Below are 19683 nucleotides of genomic sequence, written 5' to 3'. Positions count from 1 at the left end.
AAGAAGAACTTCGCTCCCAAGAAGTTCAGCTCAAAAAGAACCAACTGTGATAAAGATTGCGGTTGTTCTTAACATTAGCTTCACCGGATAATCGAAAAAAATGTAGTAATTTCATTTTTTTAATTTAAAATTTCCGGTTTGATAAGCTCTAAAGCAGTATACCTTTTGTTATTCTTCGTATTGGCCTGCCAGGTGAATGCCCAAAATGATACTGCTCTTGTAAAATCATATGCAGATCAGGTGATGATCCGGGCCAACCTTGATACCAATATTGAAAGCTATATATTTTCTGAGGGCGAAGATAAAAATGCCAATAAAACCGTATTGGCCATCAATAATAAAACCAAAACCTCCCTTTCTATAGATTACAAATTCATTAGTGCAACCCTGTCCTTTACACCGCGCATCTTTAATGATAACAATAATGATCAGCTTAAGGGCAAAAGCACCTATACAGATTTTACCTTCAGGCTCTTTCCCAATAGATTTATCCAGACCCTTTACTATAAAAATGTAAAAGGATTTTATATTGAAAATATGAAGGATTTCCTTCCTGATTGGCAGGAGGACAAAGACCCATACATTCAGTTTCCGAACCTTAGAGTGCAAAGTTTTGGAGGGTCTACAGCCTATGTTCTTAATAAAAACTTCTCTGCAAAATCTATTTATACCCAGGGTGAATGGCAGAAAAAAAGCAGCGGAAGCTGGGTTCCGTTCCTGGATTACGACCTTACTATTTTTAGAAATACCATTGAAAATGAAAAAAGTAAAGAGCTGCAATACAATATTGGCGGAAATATCGGGTATTTTTACAATTGGGTAATTGGTAAAAAAGTAAATATCGCCCCGTATTTAGCCCTTGGTCTGGGAGGAAAGTTTGCAAGCTACCGGGATGTGGAAAACAGGGGAACAAAAGAAAACATACAATATGTGACCTTAAGAATGGAAGGGGGTCTTCACGTTGGATACAATACAGACCGGTTTTTATTTGGGGGGAAAATGAATTTCAACGCAGATGCCTATCAGAAGAGTAATCAGACCACCGAAAATAATAATGTCTATGGATTGCTGTATATTGGCTATCGTTTTGCTCCTCCGAGAGTTGTCAAAAACACCTATGATAAAATCCAAAAAAAAATTCCTATTCTCTAAGGGAAATGGTCTTTTAAGTATCTTTGTAAAGTAAAGTTTAGAAAACAATAAAATATAACACCATAATGTCGTTAATAAAATCTATTTCAGGAATTCGCGGAACTATAGGCGGAAAGGTAAATGACAATTTAACACCACTTGATGTGGTGAAATTCGCTTCTGCGTTCGGAACCTGGCTTCAGAATAATAAAAATAAAAAGGACCTTACCCTTGTTATCGGAAGAGATGCGAGAATATCAGGTCAGATGGTATCCTCATTGGTAACTGCTACTTTGCAGGGTTTGGGGATCAATGTGGTTGATTTAGGCCTTTCCACAACGCCTACCGTTGAGATCATGGTTCCTGAGCTGAATGCAGACGGAGGAATCATTCTTACTGCATCCCACAATCCAAAACAATGGAATGCGCTTAAGCTTCTGAACGAAAAAGGAGAATTTATCAACGGTGAAAACGGTGCCGATGTACTGGCTTTGGCAGAAAGTGAAGATTTCAATTATGCTGAAGTAGATCACCTGGGCGCCTATGAAACAAGAGATGATGCTTTCGATATTCATATCCAGCAGATTCTCGATTTACCCATGGTAGATGTGGAAGCTATCAAAGCCAAGAACTTTAAAGTGGTTCTGGATGCTGTAAATTCTACAGGAGGTATTGCTATTCCGATGCTTTTGGAGAAGTTAGGATGTGAAACTGTTAAATTGTATTGTGAACCAACAGGTCATTTTCCACACAATCCCGAACCTTTAAAAGAACATTTGGGCGACATTTGCGAGCTGGTGAAAAAAGAAAACGCAGACCTGGGAATCGTTGTAGACCCGGATGTAGACAGATTAGCTTTAGTAGATGAAAAAGGAGAAATGTTTGGTGAAGAGTACACGCTGGTAGCCGTTGCCGATTACTTACTGAAGCATAAAAATGGCGTGGCCGTTTCCAATCTTTCTTCAAGCCGTGCATTGAGAGATGTGGCCCGGACACACAATTCTGAATATTTTGCAAGTGCTGTAGGAGAAGTAAATGTGGTTACTTTGATGAAAGAAAAGAATGCCGTGATCGGAGGAGAAGGAAATGGAGGAATTATCTATCCTGAGCTGCATTACGGAAGAGATTCTTTGGTAGGAGTTGCCCTGTTTTTAACACATCTGGCCAAAGAAAATAAAACTGTTTCTGAAATGAGAGCCGGATATCCAAGCTATTTTATGGGTAAAAAGAAAATAGAGCTTACCCCTGATATCGACGTAGATGCTATTCTAAGCAAAATGGAACAAGAGTATCAGAATGAGGAGATTTCTACTGTAGATGGGGTAAAAATCGACTTTGAAAACAACTGGGTTCACCTCAGAAAATCTAATACCGAACCCATTATCAGAATCTATACCGAAGCGAAGTCTCAGGAAGAAGCAGATCAGCTTGGAGATGATATGATTGCTAAAATTAAAAGCTTAATTTAAAATAAATGAAAAGAACGGACCTTGCTCCGTTCTTTTTTTATCCCACTATGTTTGAGCATATTAAAAATAAATTTCCGTTTCCAAAACAAAAATGGCGAAAACTTCTCAGCAGCTTTGAGCGTATGGACGTCCCTGCCAAAACCATCCTCTTAAAAGAAGGTGAGATTTCCCATAATGCCTACTATATTGAAAAAGGAATGGTACGGGCATGGTACAACAATGACGGAAAAGACGTTACCTTTCAGTTTTTTCTTGAAAACACCATGTTTTCTTCCCTTGAAAGCTTCAAAAAGGGACTGCCCAGTATGGTGTCATTTGAGACCATAGAACCCTGTATTTTATATAAAATTAAAAAACCGGATGTAGAGGCTTTTCTTGAAGAAGTCTACGAAAACGCCGAGCTTAGAAAAATCTTTATGGATGCTTTGTTTGAAAGGGTTTTCGATTATATGAAACATTTCTTTTCGTTTATAAAAGATAGTCCCCAACAACGATATATTAATTTTGCAAAGGAAAAACCGGAAATTATAAAAAGGATTCCTCAGCATTATATCGCTTCTTACCTGGGAATTACCACAGTCCATTTAAGCAGAATAAAATCAGGAATTTTAAAGAATAATCTTCTTTGAAAGGATTTGAAACGCTCATAAAATATTCACAAGGACGTTCACTTCTTTGCTGAGCGAAGGGCCTTCGCGGTCGGAAATATGGGTTCGTTTAATTAAGCCTGGCGATCATCGCGTTATTTCTTTGTTGATACTTCTCTAAAGTGCAATATAAAAAACTTTCGTCCTCGCGTTTCAACCTTCCAAGAATTATATTTTACCGCAAAAGGCGCAAAGAGCTTTATAAAAACATTGGCAAGGGCGTTTCACTCAGCAATGGGAGCGATCTTTGCTGAACGAAGTGCCTTTGCGGCCGTGAAATATGAAATTTGTTTAATTAAGCCTAGCGATCATCGCGTTATTTCTTTATTGAATACCTCTCTAAGGTACAATATAAAAACTTTCGTCCTAACGTTTCCAACGTCCAAGAATTCTATTTTTACCGCAAAAGGCGCAAATAGTTTTATTATAGAGCATTATAAAACGTTCGCATGGGCGTTTCACTTAGCAAGAGGAATTGGTCTTTGCTGAACGAAGTGCCTTCGCGTTCGGAAATATGGGGTTTGTTTAATAAGACCTGGCGATCATTGCGTTATTTCTTTATTGAATACTTCTTTAATACACAATATAAACTTCCATCCTCGCGCTTCCAACGTCTAAGAATTCTATTTTTAGCGCAAAAGGCGCAAAGAGTTTTATTATAGAGGATTATAAAAACGTTCGCAAGGGCGTTTCACTTAGCAATGGTGAGCGGTCTTTGCTGAACGAAGTGCCTTTGTGGTCGGGAAATAAGGTGTTCGTTTAATTAAGCCTAGCGATCATCGCGTTATTTCTTTGTTGAATACTTCTCTAAGGTAGAATATAAACTTCCATCCTCGCGCTTCCAACGTCTAAGAATTATATTTTTACCGCAAGAGACGCAAAGAGGATTATAAAAACATTCGCAAGGGCGTTTCACTCAGCAATGGGAGCGGTCTTTGCTGAACGAAGTGCCTTTGCGTTCGGAAAATATGGGTTCGTTTAATTAAGCCTAGCGATCATTGCGTTATTTCTTTGTTGAATATTTCTATAAAGTACAACATAAAAACTTCTATCCTCTCGCTTCCACCTTCCAACGTTTAAGAATTTATTTTATCGCAAAAGGCGCAAAGAGTTTTATTATAGATGATTATAAAACGTTCGCAAGGGCGTTTCACTCAGCAATGGGAGCAGCCTTTGCTGAACGAAGTGCCTATGCGGTCGTGAAATAAGGTGTCTGTTTAAAAGGCTTAGCGATCATCGCGTTATTTCTTTGTTGAATACTTCTTTAAGGTACAATATAAACTTCCATCCTTGTGCTTCCACCTTCCAACGTCTAAGAATTATATTTTTACCGCAAAAGGCGCAAAGAGTTTTATTATAGAGGATTATAAAAAACGTTTGCAAGGGCGTTTCACTCAGCAATGGGAGCAGCCTTTGCTGAACGAAGTGCCTTTGCGTTCGGAAAATATGGGGTTCGTTTAATTAAGCCTGGCGATCATCGCGTTATTTCTTTATTGAATATTTCTTTAAGACACAATATAAACTTCCATCCTCGTTCTTCCAACGTCCAAGAATTTTATTTTATCGCAAAAGGCGCAAAGAGTTTTATTATAGAGCATTATAAAACGTTCGCAAGGGCGCTTCACTCAGCAATGGGAGCGGTCTTTGCTGAACGAAGTGCCTTTGCGTTCGGAAAATATGGGGCTCGTTTAATTAAGCCTAGCGATCATTGCGTTATTTCTTTGTTGAATATTTCTATAAAGTACAACATAAAAACTTCTATCCTCTCGCTTCCATCTTCCTTTCTATCCAAAAAACTCAACCTGATAACAAATGTTATTGCTTCATCATCTGTTCCGGAAATAAATTTGTATAAAATATAAAACAATGAAAGCAGCAGTCGTATTTGAAAAGGGAAGCAGTCCCCAATATGCAGAATTTCCGGAGCCGGAAATAACAAAGGATGGTGAAATTTTGGTGTCTGTAAAGGCAGCATCCATTAAAAATCTTGACCGGGCAAGAGCCGGAGGAAATCATTATTCCACAGCAAATAATGCCCATCAGCCCTTCATTATCGGAACAGATGGAGTAGGGTATATGGAAAACGGAAATAAGATCTATTTTTTCAGTAAAAAAGGAACCGTTGCAGAGAAAGCAGTAACAGAGCTTACCATGACCGTCCCGATCCCTGAAGAACTGGATTTTTCTATTGCAGCAGCACTGCCGAATGCGGTAATGGGATCAGCAATGGCCTTAAAATTCAAAGCAGGGATACAGCCTGGACATACAGTTCTGATCAATGGAGCTACGGGAATTACAGGACGAATAGCCGTTCAGGTCGCGAAATTATACGGAGCCCGAAAAGTAATTGTTACCGGCAGAAATGAAGAATCACTGAAGGATCTTTTACAGCTGGGAGCAGATGAGGTGGTATCTCTGAAGCTTAATGATGAGGATTTCAAAAGCAAAATTAAAAATATTCACAGTGAAACCCCTATTGATATCATTCTTGATTACCTCTGGGGACATTCTGTAGAAATGATTTTGTCCGCCTTTAAAGGAGACGGAACATTCTCTCACAAAATGAAGCTGGTTACCGTCGGGGGAATGAGTGGAGATAGCATTCAGCTGTCATCACAGATTCTACGGGGAACAGATATTCAGATTTCCGGTTCCGGACTGGGAAGCTGGACAAAAGAAGAATCAGGACTTTTATTTTCAGAAATCATTCCGGATATGTTTCAGGCAGCAGTGGCAGGAAAGCTCAAAATGGAGACTGAAGACATTGACATTCAAAATATCGAAGCGGTCTGGAATGCCGGAGGACAGGCCGGAAAAAGATTGGTCGTAACAATTTAACCCCAATTTCCGTTTTTTTATCCACAATTCTTTTTTCGGGTTTCTTTTTTTACTATTTTTATAATAGAAATTTATGAAAGGGAAAATTCAAAAAAAAGTTGCAACTTTGCATAAATATTTGAATATCAGTTTCAGATGTATTAATTAATTAAAAGTTTGCCGAGGTCTGCAAGCAAATTCAGACATCTGGCCGACTAAAGAGGACACTATTGGAAGAGTATTTTGGAAATGAACTTGTGAAAAAGTTCGAGGAAATGATGGAAAACAATGACGAATTCTACTTCGATACCGAAGAACTGGAAGACATTATTGTTTATTATTTGGAGCTTGGTGATTTTAATTACGCTGATAAAGCGGTTAGTTATGGACTGAAGCTTCATCCTAATTCACTGGATATCAAGATTAAAAAACTTGAAATCCTGCTGGAATGGGAAGAATATAATACGGCGAAAGAACTTATCAATGAGCTGAAAGGTTCCTCTATGGAAAATACAGACTTCATGGTTTGCTACGCCAAGTATTATTCGAATTTAGGAAATCCCAGAAAATCCATTGAAATCTGCAAAAAAGCTTTGACATTAGAGGAAGAAGAAAACTTTCTCCACAACTTTATTGCGGACGAATATGTGAATCTTGGGGATCCTTTTAACGCTCTTAAACATTACAGGAAAGCCCTGAAGGAAGATCCGGCTGACGAATACGCGCTGGAAAACTGTATGGTGTGCTTCAGTGACCTGAATAAGAGTGAGGAGGCAATTGCCTTTCTTAATGAATACCTGGATGAATTTGCCTACTCCGAAACCGCATGGTTTGAGTACGGACAATTCTACTTCAACAGAAAAAATTATGACGAAGCCATAAGAGGATATGATTATTTGCTGGCCATCAATTCAAACTCCGTAGGGGTTTATGCCAACAAAGCCGCCTGTTATGAAGCATTGGGACAATATCAAAAGGCCATCGAAACGTATGAAGAGATGCTGGAGCTGGAATATACGAAAGCATTTACTTTTTATAAGATCGGATTATGCAATAAAGCATTAAAACAGCCGATTGTGGCCCTGAATGCATTCCAGAAATCATTAAGAGAAGACCCTCAGTTTTACCTTGCGATGATGGAGCAGTCCTATCTCTATGAAGAGATGGGCGGGATGACAGAGGCCTTGCATTTTGCCAAAGAAGCTACCCAGCTGAATGAGAACAATCTTGACTATCAGAAAAGACTGGCGTTTTTGTTCATTGATTCAGGAAAATTTGAAGAAAGCCTTGCATGTCTTAAAAAACTTGTAGATGCCGAGCCTTCAAGATTTTACAACTGGTATGCGTATTCTGAAGTGCTGATGCTGGTAGGCGAATATGAAGAAGCGGTTACCATTTTGAACAGAGCGATGAAGAAGCATCACAGAGCTGAATTGTATTACCAGCTGAGCAATTGCTTTTACAATCTGAAGGATCAGGATAAAGGAATGGAATCACTTCAGAAAGCGCTTGATCTGGATCCGTCTCTGGCTAAGGATATGCAGAAAAAATATCCTTTCATCAAAGATGAGGTGAAAAAGGTAAAGGCAAGTAGAGTGAAAAAAAAGAATTAAACGTAACGACTTTATGACAATAGAAACCTGCAGAAATGCAGGTTTTTTAATTGATAATTATCCTTCATAGATCGGTTTATTCGAAGTTGTGAACGGGATTCTGTCATCTCAGATTTGCTGAAAACAATGAAAAAGTTTGGTGATCGATAAGGATCGTAGAAAAAGAATCACCAATGTAAATGCCCTTGGGTATAACGATCTCAAACCAACCGTTCCGTATGATTATTTTAATTTTTTCTGATTTGTCCTTAGAAAAATTAATCCGGCTATAATCACTCCCGCACCTATAAACTGTAGATAAGTGAGCTTCTCGCCATCTATAATTCCCCAGATGATCGCAACAATAGGCATGACCAATGTAACGGTGGAAGCAAAAAGTGGCGAAGAGACTTTCAGTAAGCGGTAATTCATCATCATGGCGAGCCCGGTCCCGAAAATGGATAAAATACTTACAAACATCAGTCCAAGCATATTATCTCTTGAAAAGCTGAATTCAGAGAAAAATCCGGTACCGGTAAGGGCAATAAGAGAAGGAAAAATTAGGACAAATGAAAAAATGAAGGCCGACAATACAGTCGATGAAACCTCCATAAGTTTTGATTTTACGGTCGTAGTACTCACGGCATAGCATAAAGTAGCCAGTAAAAGCAGCAGAATAGGAATAAGCTTGAATTGGCCGCTGTCTCCGCCACCAAAGGCAAGAATACAGACTCCTGTAAAACTTACCAGGGTTCCGATAATTTGCTTTTTGGTAGTTTCAAACTTCCAGATCAATGCACCGACAATAATAACAAAGATAGGCATCATCGAATTGATAATTCCTGCAATGCTGCTGCTGACCTGAGTTTCTGCAATCGGAAAGAGAAACATCGGGATGAAATTTCCTGTGAGGGCAGCCAGAATGAGCCATTTCAGATGCTTTTTCGGGAAAAGCCTATAATTGGAAATCGCGACAGGAAGCAAAATAATTCCTGCGATGAGAACCCTTAAAGAACCTACCTGAAAGGGATTGAAATGGTCCAGTGATTTTTTGATCAATATAAATGATGATCCCCAAATAATACTCAGGATAATCAAAAGCACCCATTTTTCTTTATCTGCGTTCATTGTTTTCGTGTAAGATTTTTAAAAAGTCTTTTTTAGGGATCATTTTTGCACCCAGGCTTTCCAGATGCTCGGTGTGGGATTGGCAGTCTATGAGTTCAAGCTGGTCTTTATGGCGTTCCACAAAATGGATAAATCCTGCTTTTGAAGCGTTGCTTACCTTGGCAAACATGCTTTCGCCACAGAAAACATTGCCGATCTGCAGTCCGTAGAAGCCACCTACCAGCTCCTCACCCTGCCAGACTTCAATACTTTTGGCAAGACCATAGTCATGAAGCCTGATAAAAGTTTGCATGAGCTCATCGGAAAGCCATGTACCCGTCTGTCCCTTTCGTGCAGCCTGCTGACAATTTCTGATGACGCCCCGGAAATCCTGGTTTTCCGAAAAGCTAAAAACGTTTCTGTTTAGTATTTTCCTCATCGATTTGGAAACTTTAAGCTCATCAGGAACCAAAACAAATCGGGGATCAGGACACCACCACAGGATTTCATCTCCCGGTTCATACCAGGGGAAAATACCCAGCTGATAGGCAAACCAGATACGTTCTACAGAAAGATCGCCGCCAAAGGCTACCACTCCTTCCTGACCGTCATACAGCTCAGGGTCGGGGAATGAAATCTCATTTTCGTCTAATCGGACCATTTTCTAGAAAAAAAATCCCACTTGATCAAGCAGGATTTATATTGGATTTTTATTCTCTGATTAAAAAGGCAAATCATCATCGTCGTCTCCAGCAAACGGATTCTCGTTGGAAACCGGGGAAGCTGACTGCTGAGGCGTAGCCTGAGTAGGTTCTGAAGCATTGTCAGATACTTTTTCTACTCTCCATCCTGTAATAGAGTTGAAGTACTTTGTTTCACCCTGAGGAGAAACCCATTCTCTACCTCTGATGTTGATACCTACCTTTACATTCTCACCTTCTTTAAGATTATCTAATAAACTGATTTTATCAGATAAAAATTCTATGTTTATCGGCTGTGGATACTGTTCCTGGGTCAAAATAACCATTTCTCTTTTTTGGAAACCGCTCGCAAATGTCTGAGCATCAAAAAGTTTCTTTACCGTTCCTTGTAATTCCATATCGTAATTATTAACGTTGTAAAAGTAAGAAAATGAAATGTAATAATAGGTACAGAGGAAAAAAAATGTAGAAAATTTGATTTTTTTTCTGGAAAAGTTTGGAGGGAAAGGAAAATGTCCTATATTTGCACTCACAAAAACGAAGCAAGCTCTTTAAAACTTACAATACAAAAAAACCAGCGGATGTGGTGTAATTGGTAGCCACGCCAGACTTAGGATCTGGTGCCGTGAGGCGTGGGGGTTCGAGTCCCTTCATCCGCACTATGCGAAAATAGCTCAGCTGGTAGAGCACAACCTTGCCAAGGTTGGGGTCGCGGGTTCGAGTCCCGTTTTTCGCTCCACACCATGCCCTGGTGGTGGAACTGGTAGACACGCAGGACTTAAAATCCTGTGCCTCTTTTGGCGTGCGGGTTCAAGTCCCGCCCGGGGTACAAAGCCCTCTGTAGTTGTACGGAGGGTTTTTTGTTTTAAGTAGAGGTTGTTCTTTTCAGGAAGAAACTTTATATTTGTAAGAAATAGTTGAATCTGTATCTACAGATCGGCAATCAGCGGATGTGGTGTAATTGGTAGCCACGCCAGACTTAGGATCTGGTGCCGTGAGGCGTGGGGGTTCGAGTCCCTTCATCCGCACAAGCGAAAAACTCTTAAACGTTTTAAAGATTGGAACCTCTGGTTCGAATCTTTTTTTTTGCCTCACCATGCCCTGGTGGTGGAACTGGTAGACACGCAGGACTTAAAATCCTGTACCTCTTTTGGTGTGCGGGTTCAAGTCCCGCCTGGGGTACTAAGCCCTCTGTAATTGGATTACGGAGGGCTTTCATTTTGTTATATTCAGACGATTAAAAAAAAACCGCTTCACAAGCTGTGAAACGGTAAGAATGATATATTGAGAGGTGATTAGTTCCCCAGTTCAAGCTGATTTTTTACGAGGGTATAATAATCTGCTTTTCTGTTGACCAGATCCTGATGGTTGCCTTTTTCAACCACAGAGCCGTTTTTCAGAACAATGATCTGATCTGCATTTTTCACGGTACTTAAACGATGCGCTACGATAATTACCGTTTTGCCTTTGAAGAACTCCTGCAGGTTATCATGAATGATTTTTTCGTTTTCAGCATCAAGGGCAGAGGTTGCTTCATCAAACAATATAAAGTGAGGGTTTTTGTATACCGCTCTTGCAATAAGAACTCTTTGCTTCTGACCTCCGGAGATTCCGTTTCCGGATGCACCGATCTTGGTGTTATATCCTAAAGGAAGGGCATCAATAAAAGATGAAATATTGGCAATTCTTACTGCATTTTCCATTTTCCTGGTATTAATTTCCACATCACTGGTCGCAATATTTCTTTCGATGCTATCCGAAAAAATAAAACCGTCCTGCATCACTACGCCGTAGTTTTCTCTGATGCTTTTTGGAGACAGCGTAAGAATATCATCATCATTATAATGAATGGAACCGCATGTAGGGTTATAAAACTTCAAAAGCAGCTTCATTAAAGTTGTTTTTCCGCTTCCACTCGCTCCTACGATAGCTGTAACTTTTCCTTCAGGAATAAAGAGGTTAACGTCTTTTAAAACAAAAGGAGATTTGGGCCCTTCATACTGGAAAGAAAGGTTTTGCAATGTGATGCCTCTCTCTTCTCCGTGGTCTGCAGTTGTATTATTGATGCTGACCGCTTTCAGTCCTTCCTTTTCTTCCTCATCATGATGCTGTACTTCATTTAATCTGGAAAGGCTCAGTTTGGCGTCCTGGAGGGTACGGAAGAAAGAAACCATCTGGTTAACGGGAGAGTTCAGCTGTCCAATGATATAGGAGATGGCCAGAAGTTCGCCAATCGTCATATTTCCTTTTACCACCTGAAGGGCCGCAAAGAAAGTCACTAAGATATTTTTTAACTGATTAAGAAATTCAAAGCCTGAAAACTGGAACTGATCCACTTTCATAATGCGAAGTGTAGTTTTGAAAAGCTTATTCTGGATTCCTTCCCATTCTTTTCTCTTATACTCTTCGAATTGATTGAGTTTCATTTCGGAAACACCGTTCAGGATTTCGTATACGCTTTCCTGGCTTTCTCCTTTTTCTCTGAATCGATAATAATCCAGAACTTCTCTCTTTTTCAGCCAATATTGAGCCCAGCCTAATGATAAGGCAGTCAGTGCCGAATAAATGAATACAATAGATACATTATAGTACCAGAGCACACCAAAGAAGACCAGGAAGGTAATCATGGAGAAGAAAGTCATCAGACTCTGTGACGTAAGGAAGTCTTCAATCCTTTCGTTGTCTTGTATTCTTTGGGTAAAGTCTCCCTTCATTTTCGAATCGAAAAAGCCCATCGGAAGCAAAAGCATTTTCTTTAAAAAGTCTGAAATAATAGAAATACTTATTCTTGTTCCGATATGAATCATAAGCCAGTTTCGAAGAATTTCTATGGTAATGCTTCCTACATAGAGGGCAATCTGAGAAATAAGAATGACTGTGATGAGATTTATATCCTTAGTATTTACCCCTTTGTCTATAAGGGTTTGCGTAAGAAACGGAAATACCAGGCTCAGGCAGCTTCCCAATAGAAGCATTGCAGATAAAAAAAGGAATTTCTTTTTATGCTCTTTAAAGTACTTTAAGGCAAAAGAAAGGTTGACTTTGTTTTCTTCAGGGAAGGATTGCTGAAAAAAGCTGTTGGTAGGACTTACAAAAAGAGCGATTCCACTATCACCGTCGGATAGCCAGCTTTTAAGAAAATCTTTTTCACTGATCCAGATCATTCCATGGCTCGGGTCTGCAATTTTATACCGTTTCTTCCCTGTAAAAATACTTTTCTTTACATCGAGTAACACCACAAAGTGGTTTTTGTTCCAGTGAAGAATACAAGGTAAGCTTCCGTTTTCGTCCAGCGTTTTTAAAGTAAGCTTGGCTGGGTATGTTTCGAATCCAATATTCTCGCACAATTCACTAATACTTAGTAAACTAACACCTTCCCGTGATAAATTTGCATTCTCCTTTAAGAAATGTAAGGGGATCTGCTTGCCAAAGTAGGAAGCCACCATGGCAATGCAGGCAGGACCGCAGTCCATTTGATCGTGTTGAGGGATAAATTTGAGCTTCATGATACTAGATATTTTCTTTTGCCAATTTTCATTTTATAGTACTTCTCTACAATGCCATAAATAATTAATTCATGCATTCTGTGTCTGGATCTGATCAGCCTGTTGATGTGCATATGGATAAAGCTGCTTACCAATTTCTCCTTTTGTTTGGGCGTGAGGCTCTCGATTTCCCTGCAGTTTTCTGTAACAGAAAGGATAAACTGAGAATAAGGCGAACTGAGGTCTGTGGTCTCTACCATCTCACTGATGATATCCAGGTGATTTCTGTATTTTAAATCCAGCTGCTTCTTGAGATTGCTGTCTACATTGAACTCACGCTGGAAGCCGATATAAAGATTGCTGATGATGGTATACCGCCCGTCCAGATCAATATTGAAAACATTAAAATAGGTGTCAATACTTTTAATGGCGTATAACCACAGATCATCGTTGTTTTCAATGTTTCTGAGCAGATCTACAACCAAAGTGCTGTCATAGTAAAAAATATGTTCAGCTGTATTGATAAATTCACCCTCATACCGGTCATATTCCCTGTCATAGGTTCCGATTTCCACTTTGTTGATCATACCTTCGCTGATGTATTTATCAAAATACTCATTAAATGTGGTGATGATTTTAGCTGTATTGGTCAAGTCTTCGTCGTTAATTTCCAGTCTCAGCCTGATATGGTTATCGGGATCGTTGTATCTGATGTAGAACCATTTTTTTATCAGATCATCTTCAGTTAGCTGGGGAAGGAGTGTAGGGAAAACATCTTTCACTATTTTGTCTGATGATTTGGTCCCGCAATAAATTTTGTAATACAGCCACTTGTTTCCAGGAATGAATTTATGATCAGAAATATTCCTGTTGAAAATATGTTCTGAAAGCTCTGTTTGAATTGCTTTATGATTTTTGTTGATCAGAGGCATTATAATTTCGTTGCTGAACTCATCATGATCGAGATCATACAGGCATTCCGTTAAAACAAGTCTTTGCTTTGCTCTCAATTCTTCCACAAGGAAAAATACCAGATTGTCATTTTGAGAATCGATAAGCAATTTGTTATCTCCCTGTGAGATAAAGAAATACCGGCTCACTTTCCTGTCAGACAGATACTGCTGTAAGATCTTAATGCATTCTGAGCTGTTTTTTGATTTAATTCCGGGTACCTCATTCTGGTATACTCTCCAAAGGGCGGACGTAAAGATAATATCATCACCAAATGTGATGCGGGGTACGTAATCATACATCAGGTAATTGGATTCTCCGATATTTAATACTAAGCCGGGAGAAATATCCTGTTTCTGAAGATCACATAGAAACTGGTACACCGGAAGAGAATTATAATCAAAATTATGAGCGGTAGAATGGAAAACTTTAACCTCCTTATTAAGTTCTTTATGGAATAGAACCATTCTGCTGTTGACCATTTTGAGATATAAATCATTTAAATGGATCGTTTGCTCCGATGATGACGCTTTGGTAAGGTAAGACAGCTGGTTTCCTCTTTTTACCTGTCTCAACAGAATATTACCTGCCCTGTTATCCGGGAGATGCAATAGCTCTGCATAGATGAAATGGGTATTATTCTGCTCTTCCTTTATTATTTTGTTCATGGGCCCCAAAACCTCGTCGTCTTCACTGGAGAATCTGGCAATCAGATTAATACCGCTTGTCCCCGCTACAGAACTGATTGCGATTTTGCCTGAAACTTTCTCCAGCATAATAGACAGGGATTTTGCTAAATTGATGTCCTCTGCTCCTTCAAGAGACTGAATATCATGTTCGTTAAGATCTATGGAATTGTCGCCCTGAGTAATTGCTTTACTGATGGCTCTTCGCCAGAATTCGTGGTGTTTTTTCTGGTAGGTGAGTGTAAATGCATCACTTTCGGCAGCCGGCCAGCTTAAGGTGTCCAGCAGCGAAGAAAAATCAGTGTCATTATTTTGTTCCTGCACATATCCAATTCCGCTTTCATTATCCAGAACCTCTACCAGAGGAACCAGGTTATCTTCGTATCTTGAATAGAACATTCTTTTGAAGTTTTCTAAATTCTCATTGACCGCTTCGTTTCCCTTGTCCCAAAAAGAAGATAGTACACCGATTCCTTTTTTAATCCTGGAAAGATCTTCTTTGGTAACAGGAGAGAAATCAAGATTTCTTTTTAGGGATGAATTGATCAGATGTTTTTTGTCGTACAAAACGGAAAAACGATTTGCAATAGAGAATATTTCGTCGTAATACTCCTGTGGTTGTCCTATTCCGGAGTTGAGTAATGCCAGATAGTCTTCCATTCTGATCAGGTTTTCCATATAAGCGTCCAGCTCAGGATGAAGATTCTTTTTTGAGGAGATGTAATCTATGGTCTGGCGGAGCGGAGACCGCTCATTCAGGCAGATGTCAAAATTGCTTTTGAAAAACTGAGCATCAATCAGACTAAAGATATAGTATCTCGCATCTTCTTCAGAAACACCTTCTACATTATCTGTAACCAGGGAAACCAAATTTTCGAAGGAATAGGAGCGACCAGCAGCGGTCTCAACCAGAAAATCCAGAAGGTCATCCTTTTCCAGAGAGCTTAAGGTGTAAATTCTTTTTTCGTTCTGTATTGTGGTTTCAATATAGCGGTAATAATCCCCTAGTTTGTAGATGGAATCGTTGAGTGAATAGTCGTGAACTTCAGGAAAGTCTCTGTTAATCAATGCGATCACCTGAAATAGAAAAGACAAGTCCAAAGTGCTGTACCGGCTAATAGAATGCATGTTGTCCTGCTCAATATTCCGGGATTCTGAGCTTAATTCAAAAGTTGAATGAGAAGCAAATGTTCCGAAAGGAGTAGACCTTGTGGTCATCCGGATGAAGTATTTCAGAATGGAATTGTTTATTCTGTTTCTTTTAGCCAACGGCAATGAAATATCATGCTGGCAAAGTTTTGCCCATTCATGGTACAATTCTGATGATGCCAGGAATATTGCCTCTCTGAAGATGGTATCATTCCATAGCTCCAGCACAAAATGATCGAGCTCTTCTGTCTTTTTGGGTATATTTTTATATTGCTTAAATGAGTACAGGGCGTTCCTCATAAAACCAACGTTTATATTATCGAGTTGCATTTTCATGGTGAAAAGATTGTAGGTTATAGTAATTGCTAATGGTTTCAGCATTTTCTATTTTCTTGTCGCTGTCGGATTCCGTATCATATAAAATGAATTCATCAATAGGAAGCTTGTTGTCAAGCTGGGCTATCAGTTCATAAAGCTCCTGAAAGCTGAGGTTGAGAACCTTGAAAGATTCAGCCTCCTGTTCTGCTTTGGTTTCCAATTCATTAAAGTCTGAAAGGTTAACCGCCAAGGCTAAAGAAAGCTTGGGAATGAAGCCGTTTTTCTGTAAAAACGAATTTTTATAGGCATTGATTTCCTCTCTTTTATCTTCAAGGCCTTCCAGGAATTTACCGTTATTATGAAATAATGAAATACAGTAATTGGAATGTAAATGTATAGCATCCTCTGCGTTGCCTAAAGAAGAAGAAAGATACCAAAGCTCAGGGATCAGCCCGCCATACGGTGGAATTAATATCCCTTCTTTTTCATTTTTTTCAATTTCCGAATATAAAAGTTCATGGATGGTGTAGGCATTTTCTTTAAAGACATTCCCGATTCCCTTGGTAAGCATATCCGGGTTCAGAAGATCTTTGGTATACCGGCTTTCGGGAACTCCTTTTGATAATCCAAGATCTATTCTTCCGTTAAAAAGATTGTTGCTCAGTTTATAGGTAGTGGCGACTGCATAAGGTGAGTAGCTGGGAACAGAAGTGCCTGCGGATCCTACTCTTATCTTTTCTGTCATTCCCGCGATCATGGCAATGACGATATCGGGATTGGAGAATGCAAGATTTTTGATGTGAGAATAATGATGCTCGGCCAGCCAGAATCTGCTGTATCCTAATCTTTCTGCATGAAGGGCATAATCCACCACGTCGTTAAGAGCCGTCATTGAATCTTTGCCACTTCTGTAGCCTAATTCCAGTAATCCTATGCTTTTTGTTTTCATGTTACAGTAAAAATTTTAGATAATTAGTTTTGTCGATTTTATCATTGAGCGCAAGAAGCGCTCCTGTTTTTCCAAAGATTAAAGAACTGTCCTGTTCTGTGAACGGATGATCCAGCTCATTTTCCAGAATTTCGAGAGACTTTTGCGTCCAGAACCTTTCTGAATCTTTGTATGGCTGCTGCCGGTCTCTTTGGTATACTTCGTGGTAAAGCTGTACAAGTCCGGAAGTTCCATGGCAATAATGGACCAACTCTATTCCGGTATTGGCCATTACCCTTCGTTTTGTAGTTTCCATTCCTATTTCATGAGCCAGCATTTTGTATTGGTCATTTTGTAATGCTTCAGATGCTTTATAGAGAAGATAGGAGAAAGAAAGATCGCTGTTGCACCAGCAAAGCCTGTTGTTGTGAAACGGTTTTAAAACATCCGCTGTTCCGGTGTAGTTGTAGGGTTTATATATTTTGGCATTCTCTATCTCATGGATATCAAAATTCGAGATGATAAATTGGATGCATGAGTTGATAATGTGTTTTGCCTTTTCCGGAATTACGGGGAGTGACAAAAGATTATTTACAATAGATAAATAGCCGTAATTGAAGCCTAAATTGATACCATCTGCAAAACTGTCATTCAGTTTATTTTCAAATGGGATGGGTTGGGACATACATTCCTCGTAAAGGAGATCTATAAGTCCACTGCTGTATTGTTCATTTTTGACGGTATTGAAATAATATAGGTTCCCAATAGGTCCGTCAAAAAAAGTATAATTGTTTTCATGGAGCATTTTGATAGACTGGCTGAAAAGAATTTCTCCGATGTCTGCAATCTGTTCATCAAAATCATCTTCTATCAGTTCTGCTTTTTTCAGCAGATCAAGGATCACTCCTAATCCTGTAAGCCCTTTGGATAAAACAGGGAGGGCGTATACATTACCTTCTTTCTGAAGATTGGCATTCTCAAATACTTCTTCCAGAATGGCGATGACCTTTCCGAGATACTGCTCGTCTTTTTTTATCTGATAATGAGATAAGAAATAAAGTAATAAACCCAATTTCCCGAATAACAGTCCGTCTGGTAAAGAACTGTAATCATAATGGAGGATTTTTTGGTCATATTCCTCAAGAATAGTGTCAATTTTATAAGATTGTAGTGTTTCCATTATAGATCGTAATTATAGAATGAGACGTAGCTGTGATTCATTTTGGTGATATCGGCCATTAGCATAATGCCAATTCCTGTGATCCCTTGTCCAAGAGCAAGATGTACGCTTTCGTACTGTTTGGCATAGTAAGGGGAAAACCCCGCCCAGCTTGTATTTTCGTTACTTTGGTATTGAAGCAGGTGTTGGTGCCAGTATTCTTTTGCATCCAAAAAAGCTTCGTGCTCCGTAAGCTGGTAAATGTTTTTATATAAGGCGGTTAAGCCTGCAGAACCATAGGTTAATCCAGGTTCCAGAATCATTTTTTTGTCAGTATCTTTAAATCGCGTGGTATTCAGCAGGATATGCAATCCTTTTTCAGAATAATCTGTGTTGTTGAGCAGGATACCGGCATTGTAAAAAGTATAACCGATTCCTATTTCTCCATAGGCCAGATTGTGATAGTCCACATACTTGTTTTCATAAGCATTAAAGGGAAAAAGAGAGATGTTCTCAGCATTTTTCTCTTTACAAGCCCAGATAAACGATAGCCCGCGATGAATGAGCGCGATAGATTGGTCAGTGAAGATCCTGTTTTTGTAGAGGAAAAGCAGGTAGCTCACTACTCCTGTTACGCCATGGCCTAAGCCCAGTTCTACATAAGGAAGCTCCTTATTGCGCAGATCAAACATCCAGTAACTCCCATTCTCGTCAGACCGGCTCAGTTCTGTAATCCTGTCAATGGTTTTGTATATCAGCTGTTTCTTATCAGCAATATTCCGCAACACGAAATATTTTGCGATACTTGGGAAGCCGCTGGTAAGATCCAGATCTCCTTGTTCCATCTTTTGAATAAGAATTTCTTCTAATATTTCATCGATGTTTTCTAAAAGAGAATCAATATCATTATCCAGAATTCCCTGTTGTTTAAGAAATAATATATATAATCCAAGCTCTCGGATTTCATCATTAAAGTGAAAGCTCCTGTAATCTTCCGTCAGCGCAGATAGAGATTTTTCTATGTAGTACGTCACCAGTTCCAATGATTTGGCTTCCTGAGTCATCAGATAATGATAATAGTAGAACAGAGATGCACTGAGTATCCCGTTATTCAAGCCAATACTGGTGAGTACAGAATCTTTTTTACGGATACATTCTTCTATTTCGGAGATGATTAATTTTTCTTTTTGCATGATCTTGGAGCTATCGGATTATATTTTTTTAAAAGAGGGAGGGTTTTAGATCTCCCTCTTTTATAGAGAAGCATAACGCTTGGTTATTCTTGTTTCTTTAGCAGGGGCTTAAGAAAGTCTTAATTCTGCCTGAGTAGACCCGTGGCAAGAACACTGTCCACAAGATTGTGCAGGCGCCTGGATGCGGTTGTTACCTCCTTTCAGGCTGTTCATCTGCTCTTCCTGCAGTTTGCTGATTTGTTCTTTGTTGATTTGTAGTCCTTTAGTTAATTTGATTTTTTGCATGATGTTAAATTTTAATGATTTGTATGAGTTAAAAAATGATTTGATAATTAAGAAAGTCTTAGTTC

The 19683-nt window shown here is 39.2% G+C and carries 15 protein-coding genes and 5 tRNA genes; 11 read left to right on the top strand and 9 right to left on the bottom strand.

What is annotated here, in order from left to right; genetic code table 11:
- Positions 1-138 precede the first annotated feature (138 nt).
- The 6 genes from DRF67_RS16880 to DRF67_RS16850 all read left to right on the top strand — a co-directional run bounded on the left by DRF67_RS16880 (position 139) and on the right by DRF67_RS16850 (position 7677).
- A complete protein-coding gene (locus DRF67_RS16880; protein ID WP_115929474.1) occupies positions 139-1152 on the top strand; it encodes a DUF4421 family protein in 1014 nt (337 codons plus the stop codon).
- 65 nt (positions 1153-1217) lie between these two features.
- On the top strand, positions 1218-2600 hold the full coding sequence (glmM, locus tag DRF67_RS16875; protein ID WP_115929473.1) for a phosphoglucosamine mutase: 1383 nt from the start codon (positions 1218-1220) through the stop codon (positions 2598-2600).
- A 5-nt stretch (positions 2601-2605) separates the two neighbouring features.
- The gene (locus DRF67_RS16870; protein WP_228435839.1) at positions 2606-3229 is read left to right on the top strand and encodes a Crp/Fnr family transcriptional regulator; all 624 of its coding nucleotides are present in this window, start codon (positions 2606-2608) and stop codon (positions 3227-3229) included.
- Between the two features lie 1418 nt (positions 3230-4647).
- Entirely contained in the window at positions 4648-5109 is a 462-nt protein-coding gene (locus DRF67_RS16860) for a hypothetical protein (protein ID WP_115929471.1), read from the top strand.
- A 4-nt stretch (positions 5110-5113) separates the two neighbouring features.
- Positions 5114-6085 carry a quinone oxidoreductase family protein gene (locus tag DRF67_RS16855; protein WP_115929470.1) on the top strand — a complete coding sequence of 324 codons (972 nt, stop codon included), beginning with the start codon at positions 5114-5116 and terminating at the stop codon, positions 6083-6085.
- 209 nt (positions 6086-6294) lie between these two features.
- Positions 6295-7677: a tetratricopeptide repeat protein gene (locus DRF67_RS16850; protein ID WP_115929469.1), complete on the top strand. Its 1383-nt coding sequence runs from the start codon at positions 6295-6297 to the stop codon at positions 7675-7677.
- 222 nt (positions 7678-7899) lie between these two features.
- On the opposite strand, the gene DRF67_RS16845 is transcribed toward DRF67_RS16850, so the two are convergent.
- The 3 genes from DRF67_RS16845 to DRF67_RS16835 are packed head-to-tail and all read right to left on the bottom strand — an operon-like array spanning position 7900 to position 9862.
- Positions 7900-8784: a DMT family transporter gene (locus tag DRF67_RS16845; RefSeq protein ID WP_115929468.1), complete on the bottom strand. Its 885-nt coding sequence runs from the start codon at positions 8782-8784 to the stop codon at positions 7900-7902.
- The gene (gene aat / locus DRF67_RS16840) at positions 8771-9424 is read right to left on the bottom strand and encodes a leucyl/phenylalanyl-tRNA--protein transferase (protein WP_115929467.1); all 654 of its coding nucleotides are present in this window, start codon (positions 9422-9424) and stop codon (positions 8771-8773) included. Before aat ends, DRF67_RS16845 begins: the two co-directional genes overlap by 14 nt.
- Before the next feature lie 60 nt (positions 9425-9484).
- Positions 9485-9862, bottom strand: coding sequence for a DUF3127 domain-containing protein (locus DRF67_RS16835; RefSeq protein WP_115929533.1), 378 nt, complete (start codon positions 9860-9862; stop codon positions 9485-9487).
- Positions 9863-10041: 179 nt separating this feature from the next.
- On the opposite strand from DRF67_RS16835, the gene DRF67_RS16830 reads away from it, so the two are divergent.
- The 5 genes from DRF67_RS16830 (at position 10042) to DRF67_RS16810 (ending at position 10646) form a co-directional block, all read left to right on the top strand.
- Positions 10042-10123, top strand: a tRNA-Leu gene (locus DRF67_RS16830).
- A 4-nt stretch (positions 10124-10127) separates the two neighbouring features.
- Positions 10128-10203: transfer RNA gene (locus DRF67_RS16825), tRNA-Gly, on the top strand.
- A 6-nt stretch (positions 10204-10209) separates the two neighbouring features.
- Positions 10210-10293, top strand: a tRNA-Leu gene (locus tag DRF67_RS16820).
- Between the two features lie 117 nt (positions 10294-10410).
- Positions 10411-10492 (top strand) — tRNA-Leu (locus DRF67_RS16815).
- Between the two features lie 70 nt (positions 10493-10562).
- Positions 10563-10646, top strand: a tRNA-Leu gene (locus tag DRF67_RS16810).
- A gap of 113 nt (positions 10647-10759) precedes the next feature.
- Here the strand turns inward: DRF67_RS16810 and DRF67_RS16805 are convergent.
- From DRF67_RS16805 to DRF67_RS16780, 6 genes are all read right to left on the bottom strand, one after another.
- Positions 10760-12970 (bottom strand): peptidase domain-containing ABC transporter, encoded by a 2211-nt coding sequence (locus DRF67_RS16805; RefSeq protein WP_115929466.1) that lies wholly within the window; start codon positions 12968-12970, stop codon positions 10760-10762.
- Positions 12967-16035 carry a lantibiotic dehydratase gene (locus DRF67_RS16800; protein WP_165851821.1) on the bottom strand — a complete coding sequence of 1023 codons (3069 nt, stop codon included), beginning with the start codon at positions 16033-16035 and terminating at the stop codon, positions 12967-12969. Before DRF67_RS16800 ends, DRF67_RS16805 begins: the two co-directional genes overlap by 4 nt.
- 16 nt (positions 16036-16051) lie before the next feature.
- Positions 16052-17002, bottom strand: coding sequence for an LLM class flavin-dependent oxidoreductase (locus DRF67_RS16795; protein ID WP_115929464.1), 951 nt, complete (start codon positions 17000-17002; stop codon positions 16052-16054).
- A 1-nt stretch (position 17003) separates the two neighbouring features.
- Positions 17004-18161 carry a lanthionine synthetase LanC family protein gene (locus DRF67_RS16790; protein ID WP_115929463.1) on the bottom strand — a complete coding sequence of 386 codons (1158 nt, stop codon included), beginning with the start codon at positions 18159-18161 and terminating at the stop codon, positions 17004-17006.
- Positions 18161-19333 carry a lanthionine synthetase LanC family protein gene (locus tag DRF67_RS16785; RefSeq protein WP_115929462.1) on the bottom strand — a complete coding sequence of 391 codons (1173 nt, stop codon included), beginning with the start codon at positions 19331-19333 and terminating at the stop codon, positions 18161-18163. Before DRF67_RS16785 ends, DRF67_RS16790 begins: the two co-directional genes overlap by 1 nt.
- A gap of 108 nt (positions 19334-19441) precedes the next feature.
- The gene (locus DRF67_RS16780) at positions 19442-19618 is read right to left on the bottom strand and encodes a class I lanthipeptide (RefSeq protein ID WP_115929532.1); all 177 of its coding nucleotides are present in this window, start codon (positions 19616-19618) and stop codon (positions 19442-19444) included.
- Between the last annotated feature and the right edge of the window lie 65 nt (positions 19619-19683).

The sequence above is a fragment of the Chryseobacterium pennipullorum genome, assembly GCF_003384725.1.
GTDB lineage: Bacteria > Bacteroidota > Bacteroidia > Flavobacteriales > Weeksellaceae > Chryseobacterium > Chryseobacterium pennipullorum.
The sequence above is the reverse complement of the archived record's forward strand: the minus strand, read 5'-3'. Positions and strand labels throughout refer to the sequence as shown.